The sequence below is a fragment of the Candidatus Defluviibacterium haderslevense genome, assembly GCA_016712225.1.
Classification (GTDB): domain Bacteria; phylum Bacteroidota; class Bacteroidia; order Chitinophagales; family Saprospiraceae; genus Vicinibacter; species Vicinibacter haderslevensis.
The window spans coordinates 1,850,650-1,871,556 of sequence record JADJRL010000003.1 but is presented as its reverse complement, the minus strand read 5'-3'; the positions used below and the strand labels follow the sequence as shown (position 1 = coordinate 1,871,556).

At 31.3% G+C, this 20,907-nt stretch carries 14 protein-coding genes and 1 tRNA gene; 9 read left to right on the top strand and 6 right to left on the bottom strand.

Annotation, left to right across the window (positions count from 1 at the left end):
- The first annotated feature begins 91 nt into the window (after positions 1-91).
- Complete coding sequence (locus IPK88_07470) at positions 92-1,207, top strand: T9SS type A sorting domain-containing protein (GenBank protein MBK8243247.1); 1,116 nt, start codon at positions 92-94, stop codon at positions 1,205-1,207.
- 11 nt (positions 1,208-1,218) lie between these two features.
- A complete protein-coding gene (locus IPK88_07465) occupies positions 1,219-2,859 on the top strand; it encodes a T9SS type A sorting domain-containing protein (GenBank protein ID MBK8243246.1) in 1,641 nt (546 codons plus the stop codon).
- Positions 2,860-2,902: 43 nt separating this feature from the next.
- Here IPK88_07465 and IPK88_07460 read toward each other — a convergent pair whose 3' ends face one another.
- The 4 genes from IPK88_07460 to IPK88_07445 form a co-directional block, all read right to left on the bottom strand.
- Positions 2,903-3,226, bottom strand: coding sequence for a hypothetical protein (locus IPK88_07460; protein ID MBK8243245.1), 324 nt, complete (start codon positions 3,224-3,226; stop codon positions 2,903-2,905).
- 800 nt (positions 3,227-4,026) lie between these two features.
- A complete protein-coding gene (locus tag IPK88_07455; GenBank protein ID MBK8243244.1) occupies positions 4,027-5,712 on the bottom strand; it encodes a hypothetical protein in 1,686 nt (561 codons plus the stop codon).
- Positions 5,705-8,608, bottom strand: coding sequence for an ATP-binding protein (locus IPK88_07450; GenBank protein MBK8243243.1), 2,904 nt, complete (start codon positions 8,606-8,608; stop codon positions 5,705-5,707). The genes IPK88_07455 and IPK88_07450 overlap by 8 nt, the downstream gene beginning before the upstream one ends.
- The gene (locus tag IPK88_07445; GenBank protein ID MBK8243242.1) at positions 8,598-9,677 is read right to left on the bottom strand and encodes a DNA cytosine methyltransferase; all 1,080 of its coding nucleotides are present in this window, start codon (positions 9,675-9,677) and stop codon (positions 8,598-8,600) included. Before IPK88_07445 ends, IPK88_07450 begins: the two co-directional genes overlap by 11 nt.
- Before the next feature lie 747 nt (positions 9,678-10,424).
- On the opposite strand from IPK88_07445, the gene IPK88_07440 reads away from it, so the two are divergent.
- Complete coding sequence (locus IPK88_07440; GenBank protein ID MBK8243241.1) at positions 10,425-11,846, top strand: tetratricopeptide repeat protein; 1,422 nt, start codon at positions 10,425-10,427, stop codon at positions 11,844-11,846.
- A 583-nt stretch (positions 11,847-12,429) separates the two neighbouring features.
- Here IPK88_07440 and IPK88_07435 read toward each other — a convergent pair.
- Positions 12,430-12,504 (bottom strand) — tRNA-Val (locus tag IPK88_07435).
- Between the two features lie 119 nt (positions 12,505-12,623).
- Positions 12,624-14,108 (bottom strand): hypothetical protein, encoded by a 1,485-nt coding sequence (locus IPK88_07430; protein ID MBK8243240.1) that lies wholly within the window; start codon positions 14,106-14,108, stop codon positions 12,624-12,626.
- On the opposite strand from IPK88_07430, the gene ftcD reads away from it, so the two are divergent.
- The 6 genes from ftcD to IPK88_07400 all read left to right on the top strand — a co-directional run bounded on the left by ftcD (position 14,089) and on the right by IPK88_07400 (position 20,865).
- Complete coding sequence (gene ftcD / locus IPK88_07425) at positions 14,089-15,777, top strand: glutamate formimidoyltransferase (GenBank protein ID MBK8243239.1); 1,689 nt, start codon at positions 14,089-14,091, stop codon at positions 15,775-15,777. The two genes, IPK88_07430 and ftcD, sit on opposite strands and share 20 nt — an antisense overlap.
- A 124-nt stretch (positions 15,778-15,901) precedes the next feature.
- Positions 15,902-16,843 carry a glycosyltransferase family 2 protein gene (locus IPK88_07420; GenBank protein MBK8243238.1) on the top strand — a complete coding sequence of 314 codons (942 nt, stop codon included), beginning with the start codon at positions 15,902-15,904 and terminating at the stop codon, positions 16,841-16,843.
- Between the two features lie 5 nt (positions 16,844-16,848).
- Positions 16,849-17,979, top strand: coding sequence for a glycosyltransferase (locus IPK88_07415; protein ID MBK8243237.1), 1,131 nt, complete (start codon positions 16,849-16,851; stop codon positions 17,977-17,979).
- Complete coding sequence (locus tag IPK88_07410) at positions 17,963-18,991, top strand: dehydrogenase (GenBank protein ID MBK8243236.1); 1,029 nt, start codon at positions 17,963-17,965, stop codon at positions 18,989-18,991. The genes IPK88_07415 and IPK88_07410 overlap by 17 nt, the downstream gene beginning before the upstream one ends.
- Before the next feature lies 1 nt (position 18,992).
- Positions 18,993-19,568, top strand: coding sequence for a D-sedoheptulose 7-phosphate isomerase (locus tag IPK88_07405; GenBank protein ID MBK8243235.1), 576 nt, complete (start codon positions 18,993-18,995; stop codon positions 19,566-19,568).
- A 10-nt stretch (positions 19,569-19,578) separates the two neighbouring features.
- Positions 19,579-20,865, top strand: a complete 1,287-nt coding sequence (locus IPK88_07400) for an HAD-IIIA family hydrolase (protein MBK8243234.1) — start codon at positions 19,579-19,581, stop codon at positions 20,863-20,865.
- Positions 20,866-20,907 lie beyond the last annotated feature (42 nt).

Below are 20,907 nucleotides of genomic sequence, written 5' to 3'. Positions count from 1 at the left end.
AGTTTAATTAAAGAATAGTAAAATTTATGGAAAAAATCGTGCCAATTTTAATTTGGCATAAAAATTGTTTATAATTGATATAAAAATTATTATGAGAAAAATAATATACCTTTTATTATTAGTAAATTACCATTTGAGCTTTGCCCAAACAGGGGATTGTGAACATGCAAAGTTTATTTGTTCAAAAGATATTGTCTATATTGATAAATTTCCACTTGATGGAAATATTAATATTGACAATAATTGTTGTTTTCCAAATAAAACAATAAATGGTAATATACAATGGTTAAAATTTAAAATATTTACTCAAGGTGAGTTAAATTTTAAGATTATACCTAATAATATAGAAGATGATCTAGATTTTGTTTTATTTAAATCAAATGAAAAGTTTAGTTGCTCAAATCTTTCAACAATTCGTTGTATGGCATCTGGAAGAAACCTTGGTAATGAAATAAACGACGATAGTAAATGTAGGGGGATTACTGGACTAAAATCTGAATCACTTGATATATCAGAATCTAATGGATGTTTTGGAAATTCCGACAGTTATCTAAAATCGGTAAATGTTAATAAAGGAGATAGTTACTTTCTTGCAGTTTCAAATTATACAAGTCAAAACGGTTTCAATATTTCTTTTACTGGTGAATTTGAATTTGATCAAAATATTAATTTTGAGGATAATATTACAATGACAAAAGTACCTGGAACAGAAAGTATATATCAATTTGAAATGAAAGAAACTAACAATGACGAATTCAAAGAATATTATTGGGATTTTGGAAGGTCAGCTTATCCCAATTCAGCCTTTGGACCTGGAGTACATACCGTATTATTTAGTGAACCTGGGAAACATGAAATTAAAATATTAAACAAACTTGCTTATAATTGTACAAACATTAATTCATTATTTGTAAATGTTAAGAAAGCTGACAAAAAAGATAATTCATACTATTTTGGTCAAGTATTTCCAAATCCAGCAAAAACAGACATTTCAATTCCATATCTATCTTCAAATGCAAAAACTGTAGTTATTGAATTACTAAATTCACAAGGGAAAGTCATTAATACTTTTCAAAATATTAATCTGTTATCAAGTGGATTTATAAATCTAAATGTTAGTGAATTGCCAGCAGGGGTTTATTTTGCTGTAATCAAAGAGACTGATTTTATTAAAATATTGCACACTGTTAATTTTGTTGTTATCTAATTAATTAAAATATGTATAATCTATTGTTAAAAACAATATTATGGATTTCTGTATTCTTTTGCGTTAGTCACTGTATTGCGCAGGTACAACCTTTAAAAGAACTATATCCTGGTCCAGAAAGTAGTTTAGATTTCAAAACCACTATTATTTCAGCCAACGGTAAATTATTTTTTACTGGCAATGATTATATCTCTGGAAAAGAACCATTTGTTTATGATCCACAATCGGACAAATATACTTTACTTATGGACATTAATACTGGCAATTCAAGTTCGGGAATATTCTCATCTAAACTTTTTAATGACTTTATTATTTTTCCAGCAAAAGATTCTAAAGAAGATTATGAACTTTATGCTACAAATACCAAGTTAAATAGCGTGATATTACTTAAAAATATTAATGCCAATAGTAGTGGTATTAGTGATTACTATTCGAGTATTTCTACACCTCTAGGCTTATTTTTTACCGCAGATGATGGTAAAAATGGAGAGGAATTATGGATTACTGATGGAACTTCGATAAATACAATGCTATTAAAAGACATAGAAGTCGGTAAAATGAGTTCATTTCCCGAATTGTACTCCTACAACCCTATCTTGAAAAAAGTGCTATTTGCAGCCACAACACAATCAAAAGGGCGAGAATATTATATTTCTGATGGGACTCCTCTTGGAACGTATTTGCTCAAAGATATAAACCCTGGAGACTTTATAGGAGATACTAGATCGGCATGTTCTGTTGATAGTCTATTTTATTTTATTGCAGAAGATGACAAAGATGGAAAGCAAATATGGAAATCAGATGGGACACAATCTGGTACAACTCAAGTGACTAATAATTCAAGTCAATTCAATAATCCCTTCTCACTAATACCATTTGGAAATAAATGCCTATTTTTTGCCAATGGCCAACAATTTTATATAACCGATGGATCATTAACTGGCACAATTCTTCTTTCAAATTCACTTATCCCATATCCTCCTGGATTCATTAATTTTAATACCCAGTCATGGGTTAATCTAAATAATAAAATCTATTTCGCTGCAGATCAAACATCAACTGGCGAAAATATGGAGTTATTTGTAACTGATGGAACAAAAGATGGGACTAAACTACTTAAGGAAATTTTTCCAGGAGGAAATGCATATGTTACAAATCTATTTAAATTTAATAATAAAATTTACTTCTCTGGTTATGGGGCTCATAAGGAAAGAGAAGAGCTTTGGTCATCTGATGGTTCCAATGAAAATACAAAATTATTAGCTGATATAAATCCAGGAAATGAGCCATCATATCCTAATAATTTTGTTATTCTCGATAGTTGCCTTTATTTTACAGCCGATGTGTACCTTAAGGGAAATGAATTATTTCGTTTTTGTGAACCAATTACAACCAGCGTTAATGAGAAGTTTAATACTAGTAGTAAAAGAGCTACCATTTATCCTAATCCTACATCAAATAACCTTTATATTTTAACAAATAATGAAATATTAAAAATTCGACTTTTTAATTATTTGGGAGTGCAGGTAAGCAGCCACGAAGGAAATATTAAGCAGCTTAACTTTGATAATTTAAATAAGGGTATTTACTATTTGGTTATTAGTTATAAAGATAAATCAAATGAAATTGAAAAATTAATTCTTAATAAATAATTTACAATGTTTGGAATAAATTATTAACTTGAAAATTATTTATCTAGTTTGTGGGTAGGTTTTTCCAAAAATTTTCTAAATAATTCTTTAATAATCTTATCGTGTCCTCTTTTGGAAATGGAATAGTAAAAAATTCCCTATCTTCCCAAATAACTTCCACATCGAGTACCTTTGATAATTCAATATCAAAATCATCAAATAGATCAATATCCAGGTTCTCTTCATAAGCACCATTATCTGGAGGCATAAAGCAGAATGTTAATAAAAGTGAACCATCATTTTCTCTTGTAATTGTTGGTTCACCTAAAGAATCAAAACCTGATAAGCTTAAGGTTTCACCAGGTGCTAAATTCAAATGAGTCTCCATAAATCTTTAATTATTGTAACTTTATTTAACAGACAATATTACAAATTAATTGACAATCTAAAAGGCTAAACTATTTTAAAATAAAGTTTATACAATTTAATATTATTTTATAATTATTTAATATTTTAGTATAATATTTTAAATTTAATAATATTGTGATATTTAAATTCTAATTTTTTATATTTGTGAAATTCTGTATTATTTTAAAATAATCCTATCGCAAATTTAAACCAAACGCTTTAAAATCTCCAAGGTCTACCGTACACCTACCTTTGCAAGCATTATTATATACATTGAGACTAGCTCTTAGCCTGCATCCTGAAGTGTCATTTGTTTTTTAGGTAACTTTACTCTTTATATATAATAACGGATCCACTTTGGATATTTTGCCTCCCATGGTATTGTTGCTTAAGGATTATTTTAATGGATCTTTTCATTTTATATGATATATTTCAAAATGCTCAAGACCGATTGATGATGTAGGTATTATTTAATAAATACAATCTTCTAAACTATTACTATTAAAAGATTAAAAATAAAATAATTTAAAATAAAAGATCATTAATGAACCAAATCTAAAATTGCTTCTCTATTTGGTTCTTATGACTTAATAAATTTATAATTCTCAAGAATGCTGCTTCCTGTAAAACTGCTGTTATACCTTTGCACTTCTTTTTCTGACGTGTTTTGTCTTAGCATTTTGTACCCGTCTTGGTTTGTATGTTTGATAGTTCTTTTTCATTCTTCTATTTGGCTTTGTGTTATTGAGAAAATGCAAAGGTGCTACCATATGTGTCGCATTAAATTTTTGCAAAATTAACTCCAACTCTTGTTGGATGTCCAAATGAGTGGTTAGCTATTCTTTGAGCGTAATCACTTCTTAGAGTAGTTATATATTCGACATCAAAGCAATTCAGGTTTTGATCAAACTCTTCATCCCTGAATTTATTTGTTATCTCCCAAATTCTAATTCTATTATCAATCAACTTATTGTTTTCAACATTATAGACTTTAGGCTTTATATAGAAAGGTTTATATTGAAATTTTTTATATGCATCTAATTCGTTTTTCAGTTTTCTAATTTGGTAATTTTCATGTGTTTCATTTGTGTTTTGAGATATATTATCTGGATTAGCATTTTCTAAATCTCCCCAATAAACTGCAATATTGTTAGGTAAAAAACTTAAGAAAGCGGTGTCCCCTAGTTTTAGAGCTAACTTATAATCACGAAATATTTTTCCTTTGACGAAATAGAAATTTCCTTGAATTTTACTTGGATTATAACAATCACATAGAGCTGTTATACACAAATAATAGTTATCATTTCTGTCTTTAAAAGTATCGCCAAAATTTAAGTTTGGAATGCTGTCAATATCTAAACCTTTAACTGAAACGGAGTTGTAAAAAACATTTAACTGAAACAAATCCTCTTCACTTGGTGGTTTGGTTTTTAGTTCATTACTCTTGAAGTCTAGAAACTCGGTTTCCAACAATTTTAATTTTGCTGTTCTCAATTTAAGAGTTGCTTGTTCTAATAATAGTTTTTTAATGATTGTGCCAAAAACTTTATCATCTTTAAGATGATTTCTGAATTGGAAAAGAGCTTCTGTTGATGATTTTAGAATAGTTTCATCAATGAATTGTTCGTTTAAATTAAAAATTGATTGCATTTCTAAACCCAACAATTGGAAAAAACCACTATCATTCTTTATTACAGCATCTGAAATTCTCTTTAAAAGTTTCTTGTAATCGTTGTCTTCATTTACATCTTTTTTTAATGTAAATACAAAAGTGTTGTTAATAATAAACGAATCGTTACCCGTATTCAAAACTTGATATTCTATTGGTTGTTGAGGGATTGTGAATTTTTCAATTGCTAGAGATATATAAATACAACGAAGTAAAATTTCAACAGATTCATTTCTTAATCGTTGAATAGGAAAACTAACAACTTCAATTTCGTTAGCAATAAAGAATGAATTTATCTCATCTTTATTTTTGCCTAAAACAATTTTGGTTTCTTCCACTTGAAGGTGGCTATACATTTCTTTAATTGAAGTAAATTCCACTTTGCTCAATCCCAAAAAATATGCATCTAAGGTTAACGGAATGTTATTGAAATTGACTGAGCTTGAGTAGATACAACAAAAGTTGATGTAAGGTACACTTACCGCCATATTTAACAGTTTCAATGAATGTTCTTGTCCTGCTACTGTTGCTAATTCCCAATCCAAAAGAATTAAATCTCTTCCATTAAAGAGATAATCTAAAATTTGAGGATCTTCAAGATTTGAAGCTTCAAATTTATGTACCGCTAAACTTTTCCCGTTTTCTTTAAAAGTCTTGAACAAATCCACTGATAATTTTTCTTCGATTACAGACATATCAGGAGGGGTTCCAGAAAAGAAATCTTTTGCTTTCTCATCTATAAATATAGCTGAATTGATTGACGAGTATAATATTTCAAATGCTTTTTGACTATACATCTGCTTCTTTTATTTGATTAATCACGAAACAAGCTCCATTCAAGGAATTAAAATTTTTATCGTTGGTTGCATAAATATTTAAACCTGCTTCGTTTAAACTTTGCTTTGATAAATACAACCCAATACCTCTTCCATTTGGTCGTTGTGAATAAAACAATTCAAATATTTTGTCTAATCTGTAATCAGGTATTTTTTCTCCAGAATTTGCAATGATTATTTCTTGAGATTCTTCTCGGTAATCAAGTTTTATTGTACGTATTTCGCTATTGCGAATCCAATAAATAGCATTATTGATAATGTTTATAAAAACCGTATGAATTACGGGTTCTTTAATTTTAACAATATGTTTTTTAAACGAATCTGACACATCAAAGTTGATATAGTATTCTTTAATTTGAGTTTCAAAAAATTCCAACAAATACTTGTAAATTGCATTACAAGAAACTTCTTTGCTCATAGCACCAGATATCCTATATAATGGCGATAGTAAAGCGTATTTGTCTTCCAGTTGTTTAAAGTTTTTTTCAAGAAAACTAAACTCATTAATTGATTTTACCGTATTATTACTACCAAGTATACCTATTTGATTATTTATTTTTGCATACAACTGATTAAATTCGTGGTCTATAATTTCTACAGCGATCCCCAATTGTGCTGTATCACGAGTTTGTTCCCATTGATATTTCATTTGGTCGTATTGGGCTTTATAAGCACCTTGTACTTGTTCCTCGTCAATGTCAAATGAAAGGCGTTTGATATGTTCAACTAATGGAATAAGTGTTCTTTCTGTTTCCTCCGAAAGTTTGTTGTATTTTCTTTCAATCTCATCTTTAATTTGATTTACTTGTTCTTTAGAAACAATACTGCTGACAATTTTTTCTTTGTTTTCAAGTAGTGTATCAATTATTCGTTTGGATCTTTCGTTATATTCTTTTGAAAGCGCACCGAACTTATTATTGAGTTGTACTTTATGTTCGTTAACTGATTTTTCTAAAGAAGAAATATAGCCATTGTACTTTTTAGTAAAATCAATTTTTAAGTCTCTAATCTCCAGTTTGTCCAAAGCTTTCTTGTTTAATAACTCTCTTTTAGGATTAACCAGTTCAATAAAGCTGTTTAGTTTGTTTTCAAATTTAAACAGACGTTCAAATTGTGTTTCAGTTGGTTTATAGCGTTTAGGAACTTTTGGTATTAAATCTTTACGCTCCAAATCCATTTTTTGAAGTTCATCTAAAATAAATTCAACTTCGGAATAGGTAACGTTAATGTCATTTAGTTTTTCATCTAATAGATTCAAAAAATTTTCGTATTTATTTTGGTGAATATCCAATTTTTCTGGATAACTATTCAAAGATTTTGTGAAAGCAATTTTTTCAGTTTTCTCACGGGCTTTATCAGCCTGTAAGGCTTCGCTTTGTTCCCGCACATCTTTTAATTTATCTCTGAATACAGATTGTTTAGATTCTGTCGAAAAAAAGTCTTGTGCCAATGTAATAAAGAAGTTAATGGCATCACTTGTGAAAGCGCGGTATTGCGCATTATTTATGAGTCCTTCTCTACTTGATTTATCTCTTAAATCGAGGTTTCTTTCACGAGTTAAATCTAAATATCCAAACATTCTTCGGTAGGAAAAATAATAGGTTCCAGCTCTTTTAGACCTTCTAAGTTCAAAGTTCAAAAAATCGGCGTTTTCTCTACCATAAGGTAGAACTCTAAAATTATCTCTGAACACATATAAACCACCATATTCTTTAATTTTAATAGAAATTTTATTAAATTGTAATTCTGACAACATAGAAGACTTTTGTACCCCTTGAGAATAACCTAATTCAATCGGAATTTCTCCATAAATTGAACGCTTATCTTTTTTTCTTGGGTTAGTAAATGTATAGTCAATCGTCTTATCAAATATCCTAATAGTTCCATCAAAACTACCAGTGCCGTTAAACTTACCTTTGATATAAACATCTGCTAAATCAAAATCAGAATGACTAAAAAACTCCCCCCTTGATTGCAGCAAATCATATGTTCCCGTATTACTATGAATCTCAAATGTCGTTCTAATATTAATCGAAGTTTGTTTAAAAGGATTAGTAAATCCTGTTAAACTTGACGTAACGAAGTTGCCTTCATCAATTTTGTCTTCATCCTTTTCAGATAATTCTATTATTTGTGAAATTGGATCGAATACTAAAAAGAGGGTGCCGTGCGAATCATCAGAATTGAAAAAAGAATGAATGCTTTGTAAAATTGGTTTTTCTAACGTGGCGTTGCTTGTTTCTGAAATTATTTCAGATTTTAATTCTACTTGTTTTCCATCCCATATAGGTTTCTTTTCAAAATCTTTTTCTTTTTCAAAATTTGTTAAGAATTCATTTTTCAGGTCTAGAAAAACGGAATTCAATTTATCTAGCTTATCAATCGATTTTAAAGGAATTGTAATATCATCCAGAAATAAATTGTAATTCTCTAATAATCGCCAATCAAAGAAAACTGCTTGCAATGGAAAACCGATCTTTTTCGTCAACATTAAAATCGGATTTCCTAAATAAGCAACAGATAAACGACCAATTCCTTTTTCTCCAGATTTTATACGAGGTGCCTTCCATAAAGTATCTTCAGATTCTTTGTCTAATTCAGCTCTTGACTTAGAATCTGTGCCTAAAACTAACCATTTATCTAAAATATCAGAACTCGACATACCTTTTCCATCATCTGAAATAGTAAAATAAGATCTATTAAGTCCGTTATAACCAGATTTATACAAATTAGCTTTTAAATTATCTGCATATGCATCATAGCCATTTTTCCACAACTCCGTAATGGCAGTTGGCAAATCGGCAATTTGCCCTTTACCTAATAAATCTACGGCTCTGGCTTTAGTTCTAAATTGCATTTTTATGGTTTTGTATTAATGCTTTGCCAATGGCTTTAGCATATTTAGGCGGTACAGCATTGCCAATCATTCGAGCTGTGTTTGCTATGCTTTTTGTTTTGAAAACATAATTTTTTGGGAAAGATTGCAATACCGCACCTTCACGCAATGAAATTGCTCGGGTTTCTTCTGGATGTGCGAAACGTCCGTTTGATATACTGAAAAACTTTGTTGTGATTGTAGGTGAAGGTTTGTCCCACCACATTCTACCGTAGGTATCTTTAAAATTTACTTTATCGTTTTTATGGCAGTTTGGTACTAATTTAACATTGTCCGCATATGCTAATCTGTTTCCGCCATTTTTCTTGGTCAAAGCAAGTCTTTTAATGTTGATTTCTTTCAAACCAGCCACAGTATGTATAAAATCGGAATTGTCTTTGTGTCCAGCTTTTACTTTCTGGAATCCATTTTCTACGCCCAAAACATCTCTAACAGTCAGTTTTTTGCCATTGGATTTTACAGGTTCTAATTCTGTCTTGGTTACTCTGTTTGCTATAAGAGTAAATCGCCTTCTATGTTGTGGAACTTCATAATTGCTCACTTCGTGAACGTCAAAATGAAGCTTGTAACCGTTACATTTTAACCAATCAATAAATTCTTCCAAACCGCTTTCGGTTTTTCTTTTCAATACGCCTGGTACATTTTCTACAACTACATAACCTGGTTCAAAGTATTCTACAAAACGTCTGAATTCTTTTAGTAAGTCTTTAGATTTTGAAGATTTATTTCTATCTGTGTTTATTATACTCCAAAATTGACAAGGACTACAGCCGATAAGAACCAAGTTCTTGTCTCTCTTCTTTAAAGAAAGTTCTATTTCTAATTCACTTTCTGTCAAATTAAAAACGTCTGCATGTATAAATTTAGCACCTTTAATGTTTGATGTATATGTTTCTTCGCAAGTCTTATCAAAATCAATTCCAGCCAAAATTTGTATTCCAGCTTGTTGCATTCCGCAGCTCATACCGCCTCCAGAACAGAAAAAATCAACTGCTTTTAGATTGTTTTTTTTTACTATTTGTTTTCTCATTTTATATTAGCTCAAATTAATAAACCTTTCTTATAATCCCTACTCAAAAATGTAAAATATCCAACAACTTTGAAATTATATTTCATGAAGCAAAAACAAATGTATTGCATAGGGTCGGCTTTGAGCTTTGGGACGAAGCTCTTTTGATTTTGCTGAAACGACGGCATTTTGTCTATCATTTTCTCTTTGATTACTGTCTGTTGCATCGTCTTTCAGGATGAGGCAAAACTAAAAGGGCTAACCGCAATGCTATCATGTGTAAATTGTACCAAAAGTAACAATATTTTAATTAACTTAATATTTTTTTTTAGTTCCTTTATTGGTATTGTAATTACGCATTGTTGCAATAAACTTTCGGTAGTTTTTATTACATTCTTAATCCAGAGTATTTAAATAAATGGCTTGATTCATCAATTGAATTGACTTTAAACAATTTGATACATTAATTAAACAAACTTATGCTAAGGTAAGAGATGAGTTAAAGGATTTGATGACAGCTAGTATTAATAAATAAATTTAATTAAATGAATAAATACATACCAGAAACACATCAGGTATGAGAACCAAAAGATAGACTGATTATATTTCTTATATTAATGACTTTTGTTTTTCCTAATGTGGAAACGATACATTCCCACGAAGGTGTACCAATAAAATGGTAATAAATGAAGTTCCTAAGTTATCTAAGTTATCTAAGTTACATTAATTAAATAAATCTTAGTTTTGAAACATAAACCATTATTTTTTATGTTAAAATTTACTATTCGATTTATTTGTGCTTTCGTAAGCATCACTAGCTACGGGCAAACCATTACAATGGAAAAAATTGGTAGAACATATCAAGTTCCTTGTACAGTTAACGGTTTGAATATGAAATTCATATTAGATACTGGTGCGGATAATGTTTCAATATCCCTTTCTGAAGCCCAATTTATGTTAAAAAACGGGTATTTAAAAGAAGGAGAATTGTTAAATACAGAATACTACAAAATGGCAAACGGGGAGATCGTTAAAGGAACAAAGCTAATTATAAGAAGTATGGTAATTGGAGGACTGACTTTAAGAAACATTGAAGCTTCTGTAGCGCACACCTTAGATGCCCCTTTGTTGCTTGGGCAAAGCGCTTTGGAAAGACTTGGAAGAGTTACTGTTGATTATCAAAAAAATAGGCTAATCATTGGCGAAACCAAAGAAGTTTTTGTAACCCCACAAGGGAGTGTCGTTGATTTTTTTATTAACGGTAATTATAAATTAGATAAAGGCGACCTCAGAGGGGCAATAGCCGACTATAACAAAGCCATTGAACTCAATCCCAATTATACTTATGCGTATAATAACAGAGGGAACTCAAAGTCTCGTCTTGGTGATGATAAAGGAGCAATATTAGACTTTAACAAAGCCATTGAACTTAATCCCGATTATAGTAAAGCGTATTATAACAGAGGGTGCTCAAAGTCTAGTCTAGGTGACAAAAAAGGAGCACTAGCCGACTATAACAAAGCCATTGAACTTAATCCCGATGATAGTGATACCTATTTTAACAGAGGACATTCGAAAGCCGATCTTGGTGACCACATAGGGGCAATAGCCGACTTTAACAAAGCCATTGAACTTAATCCCGATGATATTAAAGCGTATAATAGCAGAGGGATTTCGAAGTATAGTCTAGGTGATGATAAAGGAGCAATTTTAGACTATAACAAAGCAATTAAATTCGATCCCAAAAATAGTTATGCGTATAATAACAGAGGGAACTCAAAGTCTCGTCTTGGTGATGATATAGGAGCAATATTAGACTATAACAAAGTCATTGAACTAATGCCCGATTATAGTGGTGCGTATGTTAACAGAGGGGTGTCGAAGGGTCGTCTTGGTGAACATATTGGGGCAATACAAGATTATAACAAAGCCATTAAACTTAATCCCAGATATGAAGAGGCATACTGTTGCAGGGGACTTTCGAAAGCCAAACTTGGTGACAAAAGAGGAGCAGTATTAGACTATAACAAAGCTATTGAGCTCAATCCCGGTTTTAGCTGGGCATACTATGAAAGGGGGCTATTAAAAGGGACCCAAGGCGACAAGCTTGCTGCTTGTTTGGATTGGAGTAAAGCAGGAGAATTAGGTTATGAAAGTGCTTACAATGCGATAAGACTATTTTGTAAGTAATGGTAATGCCTTAGAATTTCCTGCCCAAGAAAGCTGATATCTTTCTGAATCGGTGTTGATTGCATTCCCAAAAAGTTGTTTAAGGTATTCTATATTTATTTTATTCTCACTTAATGCACCTGGAATACTTCAACAAAGTGATTTATAGGGACTTTATCGTTTCAGAATGGATAACAACAAGTACCTATTTATATTGTATTTAGGATTCAGCTGATTATTCAAAATCAATTAAAAAAAATAATGAAAGGATTCAAAAAAAATGGGCAAAATTGAATTGTCAAATTTATGATGTGTTTTTTTTGGATTTATGCTTGACATACTGAACAATTGTTCCATAGTTGTACGACACTATACCTAAATATCTGATATACAATTGTTATTCCTTTCTGTATCGAAAAGGCAAATCTCAAAAACTATTAATATTACAAGAAATGAATTCTATAAAATTGATTTCAAAAAAAAACTCATATAAATCAATTATTTGTGTACTTCAAATTACAATGAGTAAAATCATTGTATGCAAATCATATGCAAATAAAAAAAGGAGCTATGAAAATGAATTCATAACTCCTTGATTATCATGTGGGAAATACTGGGTTCGAACCAGTGACCCTCTGCTTGTAAGGCAGATGCTCTGAACCAGCTGAGCTAATCTCCCTGTTGTTACATTTCCTTTTCGTCTAAAAGGAGTGCAAATATAGTTATCCTATTTAGTTTATTAAAAATATGGGATTAAATTTTATTAATTATATATATAAGTAATTGAAATTGAATGCTTTAATCTAAAATAATTTGTACTAAATTCATTTTTCCATTGGACTCACTGGGTATAATCAGGGTACTTGCATCTTTTTGGAAGGCATCTGGGATTCTTAAGTTTAGGTTTTTATAACTCGTATTCAGGACACTCTTACGGATAAATCTTCCATCTGATCTCAGGATGTACTCCGATACCGTCGATTCGTTTTTGATTTCATCATTAAAGATAATCCTTAGAAAAGAAGTATTCGCCATGACAAAAAAAGATGAAAACAAACCTTCGTCATCCTGAGAGTACTGTTTTTTAGGTAATACCTGCTCCCAGATCAGGGAATTATTGGAGTCAATACAAGACACCAAAATATCATCATAATAATAATCTACCCACTTCATAGGGCCAAATCCAGTATTATCCTGAGTACTATTGAAATAGGGTTTTCTGGATAATTCTCTGGAATTCTCTAAAAACATAAGCCATGAACCATCTACCTTCATTTGAATATTTTTAATTTTCAAATTGATTTCCGACATGCCAGATTTTTTAGTTTTTCCTGTTAAACTCTTAATTAGATTTTCATTAAATTCTATAAAAACGATTTGGTCTTCATCCAATACATTTTGCACTAAATAACCTTTTGGTCCACCATTCATTTTTTCTTTATAGATACCCACTAAAAGCAGTTTTGAAAAAGAATCCTGATACATCAATACGCAATCATAAATATCTTTTTCAGCCAACTGAAGCTTTTTATCTAAAATAAGCTGACCAAAATGGTTTATGCCATAAATATGAAAATCTTTACTTTTTACTTGTCTTTCTTGTTCAACATTTGGCCCTAAAATATAAAAATCACCAATATTATTTAATAATACATCCTGTACGGAATGAGCATCAAAATGAAATAACGAATCAGCTTTTACAGTGTAATATAATGAGTCTTGACTTCGATTATATAAACACATCCATTTTTCCTGATTTCGATCCTTGAAGATGAGTGATACCCAATTCAAATCATCAGAAGATTTTAAATTAACATCAAGCGGAAGTTCAAAGTCATATGAATTAAGCAGTTGTTTCTCAGTAATAAAAATTCCATTGTGGTCATAAATAGCATAAAGAATAACAGTCTCTGACTTCAATTTGGTAGCATACAAAACACCAATGTTATTGTGATGTGAGTAAACTTCAATAATTCGCCATTTTTTCCCTTTAAGCTCAATATTTTTTTCAATGGACCAATTAAAATCCTGGTCCAAATTCTGGATGATTAGTTTGTAGGCTCTGTCTCTTACTACTGAGATTCCATTATCTAATTTTAATACATAATAGGCAAAATCATTTTTAAGAGAAATTTCAGGACTTATCATTACGGATTGAGCCTCCAAAAAAGCAGACAACAAAACACCAAAAGCAAAAAGTATGAATCGATTTCCTTTTTTAAATGATGCTTTATATACTTTTGCAGACTCAAATCTATAAGTTATGCAAGCTGATTCCATCATTGAATGTGTACCAAATTTTAGCGAAGGTCGTAATATTGATATAATTAATCAAATATCTCAAGCTATTGAAGGTGTTCCAAATGTTAAATTATTAAATGTTGATCCCGGAAAATCAACCAATAGAACGGTTATCACCTTTGCGGGACACCCTGATGATGTTATTGAAGCTGCATTCCAGGCAATAAAAAGAGCCAGTGAACTAATAGATATGCGTCATCATACCGGGGAGCATCCCAGAATGGGAGCTACCGATGTATGCCCACTTATTCCGGTTTCGGGTATTAGCATGGCGGAAACTGTAGTTTATGCTCGGAAATTATCTGAAAGAGTAGGCCGAGAACTTCAGATACCCGTGTATCTCTATGAATCTGCAGCATCGGCGCCACACCGGGTCAATTTAGCAGATATTCGTTCTGGCGAATATGAAGGACTTGAGGACAAAATGAAATTGCCGAAATGGGCGCCAGATTTTGGACCAGGCACCATGAATATCAAATCGGGAGCAACAGTAATCGGTGCACGAGATTTTCTGATCGCATATAATGTTAATTTGAATACTAACTCCGTAAAATTAGCCAATGAGGTGGCTTTTGATATTCGAGAAAATGGAAGGCCGAAAAGGGATATCGAGACCGGTAAGATATTAAAAAATGAATTGGGTGAAGTAGAACGTATCAATGGAATCTGTCCTTCCGTGAAAGCCATAGGTTGGTACATAGAAGAATACGGATTCACCCAAGTTTCAATGAACCTTACCAATTTAGATAAAACAAATCTTCATGAAGCCTTTGAGGCTTGCAGAAAATCAAGTGAACAGCATGGCCTGTTAGTGACTGGCTCTGAATTAGTAGGATTAATACCAAAAAAAGCAATTTTAAATGCTGGAACATATTACTTAAAAAAACAAGGCAGATCACTTGGTGTTTCTGAACAAGAATTAATAAAAATAGCCATTCAATCGTTAGGTTTAAATTCAATAAGTATTTTCGACCCCAAACAAAGAATCATAGAATATATGTTAGATAATAAAACAAACCAATTAATTGATCTTTCATTACACCAATTTGCTGAATTGACATCATCCGAAAATCCAGCTCCAGGTGGTGGTTCGGTATCTGCTTATGTAGGTGCTTTGGGTGCTGCACTTGGGACCATGGTGGCTAACTTAAGTGCACATAAAAAAGGATATGAAAGTCAATTTGATTTTTTTTCAAATTATGCAGCAACGGGCCAAAAAATGAGTTCTAGTTTACTACAACTTGTAGATGCAGATACGGATGCATTCAATGGTATAATAAGCGCTTTTCGATTACCAAAAACATCCATTGAAGATAAAAAAATTCGAAAAAAAGCTATATTCAATGCAACTATAAAGGCAATAGAAGTTCCCATGCGAACTATTGAAATAGCTGCAAGTACTTTAGATTTAGTAAAAGCAATGGTAGAACATGGAAATCCAAATTCAATTTCTGATGCTGCTGTTGGAGCTCTTTGTGTTAGAGCAGCAGTGGAAGGTGCAGCATTAAATGTAAAAATTAATGCACTTGGGATCGATGATGAGGTATTAAAAAATGAATACATAGAAAAAGCAAATCTAAGCGTGCAAAGTGTCCAAAATCAAGTCAATGAAATACTTAACATAGTGAATCAGAAAATGAAACTTGATTAAATATGGATTTTTCATAAATCATTTAACTTTATAAAATAATCATTAAATATATCCCAATATTTACCATATTATTAAAATATATAATATTATACCTACCTTTGCTAAGCGTTATTTAAATTAATCAATGGATTTATCCCTAATTATTCCTGCTTACAATGAAGAAGAGTCTATTCCAGAATTAGTGGCGTGGATCAAGCGAGTCATGGCCAATAATAATTTACAATATGACATTTGGTTTGTCGATGATGGGAGTACTGATAAAACATGGCAAGTATTGGATCAATTACATTCAGAAGACCCAATACATGTAAAAGCTATAAAATTTCGGAGAAACTATGGTAAATCAGCAGCATTAAACACTGCCTTTCATTCTTGTCAGGGGTCAGTAGTCATAACCATGGACGCAGATTTACAAGATAGTCCAGAAGAAATTCCTGAATTATACCGAATGATCGTAGAAGATGATTTCGATATCGTGTCGGGTTGGAAAAAAATACGTCACGACAATGCAATTACTAAAAACCTGCCTTCAAAATTATATAACAGTGTTACGGGCTGGATGAGTGGAGTTAAACTTCACGACATGAACTGCGGGTTGAAAGCCTACAAAAAAGATGTCGTCAAAAGTATAGAAGTGTTTGGAGAAATGCATAGGTACATTCCGGTTATTGCAAAATGGGCAGGCTTTAGAAAAATTACAGAGAAAATAGTTCAACATTATCCTAGAAAATATGGATATTCCAAATTTGGAATTAGTCGATTTATCAATGGTTTTTTAGACCTTGCTACTATACTTTTTATTGGCAAATTTGGTAAACGACCAATGCATTTTTTTGGATCTCTTGGTATCAGTTTTTTCTTTGTTGGCTTTTGTTTTGTTATATATTTAGGGTTCACTAAATACGTATATCAAGTTTATGGTATGACTGAACGCCCTGCGTTTTTTATTGCTTTAGTCGCCATGATCATAGGATCACAATTATTTCTTACCGGATTTATAGCTGAACTCATTTCTAGAAATGCAAGTGAACGCAATCACTATTTAGTGGATAAAACACTGTCCTAAAGCTTATGGCAAAAGTGATCATTATCGGTCCGGCTCATCCTCTTAGAGGAGGTTTGGCTTCTTTTGATGAAAGACTTGCCAGAGCTTTTCAAGCCAATAATGATGAAGTTACCATTTACACCTTTTCATTACAATACCCTTCATTTTTATTTCCCGGTACTACACAATATTCAGACGAAGCTAAGCCGGAAGATTTAAATATTAAAGTTTGTATTAATTCCATCAACCCAATTAACTGGTGGATCATTGGAAAAGAACTCAAAAAGATAAAACCAGAAATAATCATTGTACGATTTTGGTTGCCTTTTATGGGTCCTTGTTTGGGTACTATTTTAAGGTTGATTCGATCGAATCACTACACTAAATTTATTTGTATAGCTGATAATGTAATACCTCATGAAAAACGAATTGGGGATAGTTGGTTTACAAAATATTTTCTAAAGGCACCAGATGCTTTTATTACTATGAGCGAAAAAGTAAATCAAGATCTAAAACTATTTCAACCAACAAAACCTTCTATCGTAGTTGATCATCCTTTATATGATAACTTTGGAATAGCACTAGATAAAATTACTGCTCGTGGAATATTAAACATACCTAAAGAAGATCCAATCGTTTTATTTTTTGGATTTATCAGAAAATATAAAGGTTTGGATTTATTATTGGAAGCCATTCCCATGTTAGAAAATAAGAATATAAAAATACTAGTAGCAGGAGAATTTTATGAAGATGAAAAACCTTACCTGGATATTATAGAACGATTAAATATCAAGAATAAAATATATTGGCATACTCATTTCATTTCAGATGGTGAAGTAAAATATTATTTATCAGCTGCAGATGTAGTCATTCAACCTTATAAAAATGCAACCCAAAGTGGTGTTACACCTTTGGCCTATCATTTTGAAATTCCTATGATCGTAACCAATGTTGGAGCTCTTCCAAGATTAGTTCCTCATGAAAAAGTAGGATTGGTTTGTGAACCCAATCCTTCATCTTTAGCCTATACGATGGATCGATTTTTTACCTTAGATCAAAATAAATTTATCCAACACATTCAGATTGAAAAGAAAAAATTAAGTTGGGAATTTCTAATTGAAAGTATTAAAAATTTGTATCATGATTTGGAGAAGTAAGGCACCTTTTAGATTAGGACTTGCAGGTGGAGGAACGGACGTCAGTCCATACAGTGATTTATATGGTGGTGCCATTTTAAATGCAACCATATCATTATATGCCCATGCCAGCATCGAAAGTATACCACAACCTAAAATTATTTTAAAATCCATAGATCAAGGCATTGAATTAGCCTTTTCATCGGAAGAATTATTACCATCTGAAGGATTATTAAAGTTACAAAAAGGATTAATCAATCGATTAAAAAAAGACCAAATATTAGGAAATCAAGGATTTTGTTTAACCACCAATATGGATGTGCCTGCAGGTAGTGGTTTGGGAACTTCATCAACATTAATGGTTACTATGCTTAAAGCCTTTTCAGAAATGTTAAATATACCATTTGGTGATTATGATTTAGCACATTTAGCATTCATTATTGAGCGCGTTGATTTAAATCTTGCAGGAGGAAAACAAGATCAATATGCTGCTACTTTTGGTGGTGTTAATTATATGGAATTTTATAAAGATGATCAGGTACTTGTAAATCCATTAAGAATAAAACAAGATTATTTATCTGAATTAGAACACAACATCATACTTTATTTTACATCTACTAGTAGAAGTTCATCTGAAATAATAAGCACACAACAACACAATGTTACCTCTCAAAAAATAGAATCAATAGAAGCTATGCATCAGCTTAAAGAACAAAGTAAACGGATGAAAGATGCTTTGTTGCGTGGCAAACTAGATGAAATTGGAGAGATTCTAGACTTTGGGTTTGAACAAAAGAAAAAAATGGCAGTTAATATATCCAATCAACAATTAGATGACATCTATTCTGCTGCAAAATTAGCCGGTGCTAGTGGTGGTAAAATATCAGGCGCCGGTGGAGGTGGATTTATGTTTTTCTATTGCCCTGGAACTACCCGATATCAAGTCATAGAACAATTAAATAAATTTGGAGGTTATTTTCTAAATCACCAATTTACACAACAAGGTGTTCAAAGTTGGAAAACAAAATTATAACATGGATAAAATAATTAATATCATTAGGTCTTCAATTCAGGTCAAAGAAACCATCATTGAAGATGAAAACATGCTTAAAAAAATAGAAGATATTTCAACTATAATCGTAAATGCATTGCGCAATAATGGAAGAATTTATTTTTGTGGAAATGGGGGAAGTGCAGCTGATGCTCAACATCTTGCTGCCGAATTATCTGGTAGATTTTATACAGATAGACCGGCTCTAGCGGCAGAAGCACTTCATGCCAATACATCCTATTTGACAGCAGTGGCTAATGATTACAGTTTCGATGTTGTTTATTCAAGAATGATTGATGGTATTGCAACTGCAAATGATATATTAATAGGAATAAGCACCTCTGGAAATTCAAAAAACATAGTCAAAGCTTTTGAATCGGCTACAAAAAAAGGAATTCCAACAATAAGTTTAACAGGTTCTTCTGGAGGTCAATTGAAAAACTTGTCTAGCTACTGGCTTGGTATGCCTTCTGATGATACACCAAGAATACAAGAGTCCCATATATTAATTGGACATATCATATGTCAATTGGTAGAGGAAAAATATTTTTCACTTTAGACCAGATGATTTGAAAACTTGCATCATATTAGCTGGTGGTTTTGGCACTAGATTATCTCACTTAATACCAGATTTACCAAAATGTCTAGCACCTGTTGCTGATAAACCATTTTTGCATTATATTATTGAATATCTTATTTCCCAACAAGTAAATCTTTTTGTATTTGCATTGGGTTATAAGCATGAATTGATAGTTCAATATATACAAGATTTTTATCCCAGTCTGAAGACTAGATTTATTATAGAAGACGAGCCTTTGGGTACTGGTGGTGCTATTCTAAAATCTTTGGAAATATGTAATGACGAACATGTTTTTGTGGTCAATGGAGACACCTATTTTCCAATTAACTTAAATCAATTATTAAATCAACATAAAAGCTTAAACTCATTTATTACTATTGGCGTTAAAGCTATGAACCATCCAAGGAGATATGGTACACTTCAATTGGAAAAGGATCAATGTATTCGTTCATTTTTCGAGAAAAAAGAGCTTCAATATGGACTTATCAATGGAGGTATTTATTTAATTCATCGCACAACATTTATTGAAAAACATTTTCCAAAAAAATTCTCATTTGAACAGGATGTTTTAGAAAAAGAAACTTCAAACGGTCAAATTTTTGGGCAAGTTCAGGATCATTTTTTTATAGACATTGGAGTTCCGGAAGATTACAATCTTGCACAATTGATCTTTAAAAACACTAATCCGGAATCTAAAATTCCTTGGACTTTATATTTAGATCGTGATGGTGTTATTAATGAGTTAATTCCGGGTAATTATGTCAAGCGATGGAATGAATTTAAATTTGAAAATAATTTTCTAACTACGTTTTCAAGAATATCAAAATATTTTGAACATATCTTTGTTGTAACAAATCAACAAGGTGTAGCCAAGCAATACATGACTGAACAAGCTTTAAAGCAAATTCATGATCAAATGCTTACAGAGATTAATAGCGCTGGTGGTCATATTTCAAAGATTTATTATTGCCCTCATTTAAAAGCTTCAAATTGTACATGCAGAAAACCTAATTCAGGCATGTTAGATCAATCAAAAATAGAATATCCAAATTTACTTTTTTCCAAATCAATATTGATAGGTGATACCATTAATGATATTAAAATGGCAAAAAGCAGAGGAATTATCACAATAGCTATGCTCCATAAATTCAATTCTAAAACTGATTTTGAATTGTGTGAACCTGATTATTTTATTAGTGATTTAGATCAATTTTACTCAGATATTTTGCCAAAAATTATTCCAAATGATAATCATACAAAGTCATTAGACAATTGATTTCTTTAACTATTTTATGAATTATGAAATCCTAAACAAATT

Bases quoted from the DNA above. Each gene is read 5' to 3' on its own strand.
- IPK88_07415 (MBK8243237.1), top strand. From the start codon at position 16,849: ATGGCAAAAGTGATCATTATCGGTCCGGCTCATCCTCTTAGAGGAGGT.
- IPK88_07420 (MBK8243238.1), top strand. From the start codon at position 15,902: ATGGATTTATCCCTAATTATTCCTGCTTACAATGAAGAAGAGTCTATT.
- IPK88_07465 (MBK8243246.1), top strand. From the start codon at position 1,219: ATGTATAATCTATTGTTAAAAACAATATTATGGATTTCTGTATTCTTT.
- IPK88_07455 (MBK8243244.1), bottom strand. From the start codon at position 5,712: ATGTATAGTCAAAAAGCATTTGAAATATTATACTCGTCAATCAATTCA.
- IPK88_07430 (MBK8243240.1), bottom strand. From the start codon at position 14,108: ATGATGGAATCAGCTTGCATAACTTATAGATTTGAGTCTGCAAAAGTA.
- IPK88_07450 (MBK8243243.1), bottom strand. From the start codon at position 8,608: ATGCAATTTAGAACTAAAGCCAGAGCCGTAGATTTATTAGGTAAAGGG.
- IPK88_07405 (MBK8243235.1), top strand. From the start codon at position 18,993: ATGGATAAAATAATTAATATCATTAGGTCTTCAATTCAGGTCAAAGAA.
- IPK88_07460 (MBK8243245.1), bottom strand. From the start codon at position 3,226: ATGGAGACTCATTTGAATTTAGCACCTGGTGAAACCTTAAGCTTATCA.
- IPK88_07445 (MBK8243242.1), bottom strand. From the start codon at position 9,677: ATGAGAAAACAAATAGTAAAAAAAAACAATCTAAAAGCAGTTGATTTT.
- ftcD (MBK8243239.1), top strand. From the start codon at position 14,089: ATGCAAGCTGATTCCATCATTGAATGTGTACCAAATTTTAGCGAAGGT.
- IPK88_07410 (MBK8243236.1), top strand. From the start codon at position 17,963: ATGATTTGGAGAAGTAAGGCACCTTTTAGATTAGGACTTGCAGGTGGA.
- IPK88_07440 (MBK8243241.1), top strand. From the start codon at position 10,425: ATGTTAAAATTTACTATTCGATTTATTTGTGCTTTCGTAAGCATCACT.
- IPK88_07470 (MBK8243247.1), top strand. From the start codon at position 92: ATGAGAAAAATAATATACCTTTTATTATTAGTAAATTACCATTTGAGC.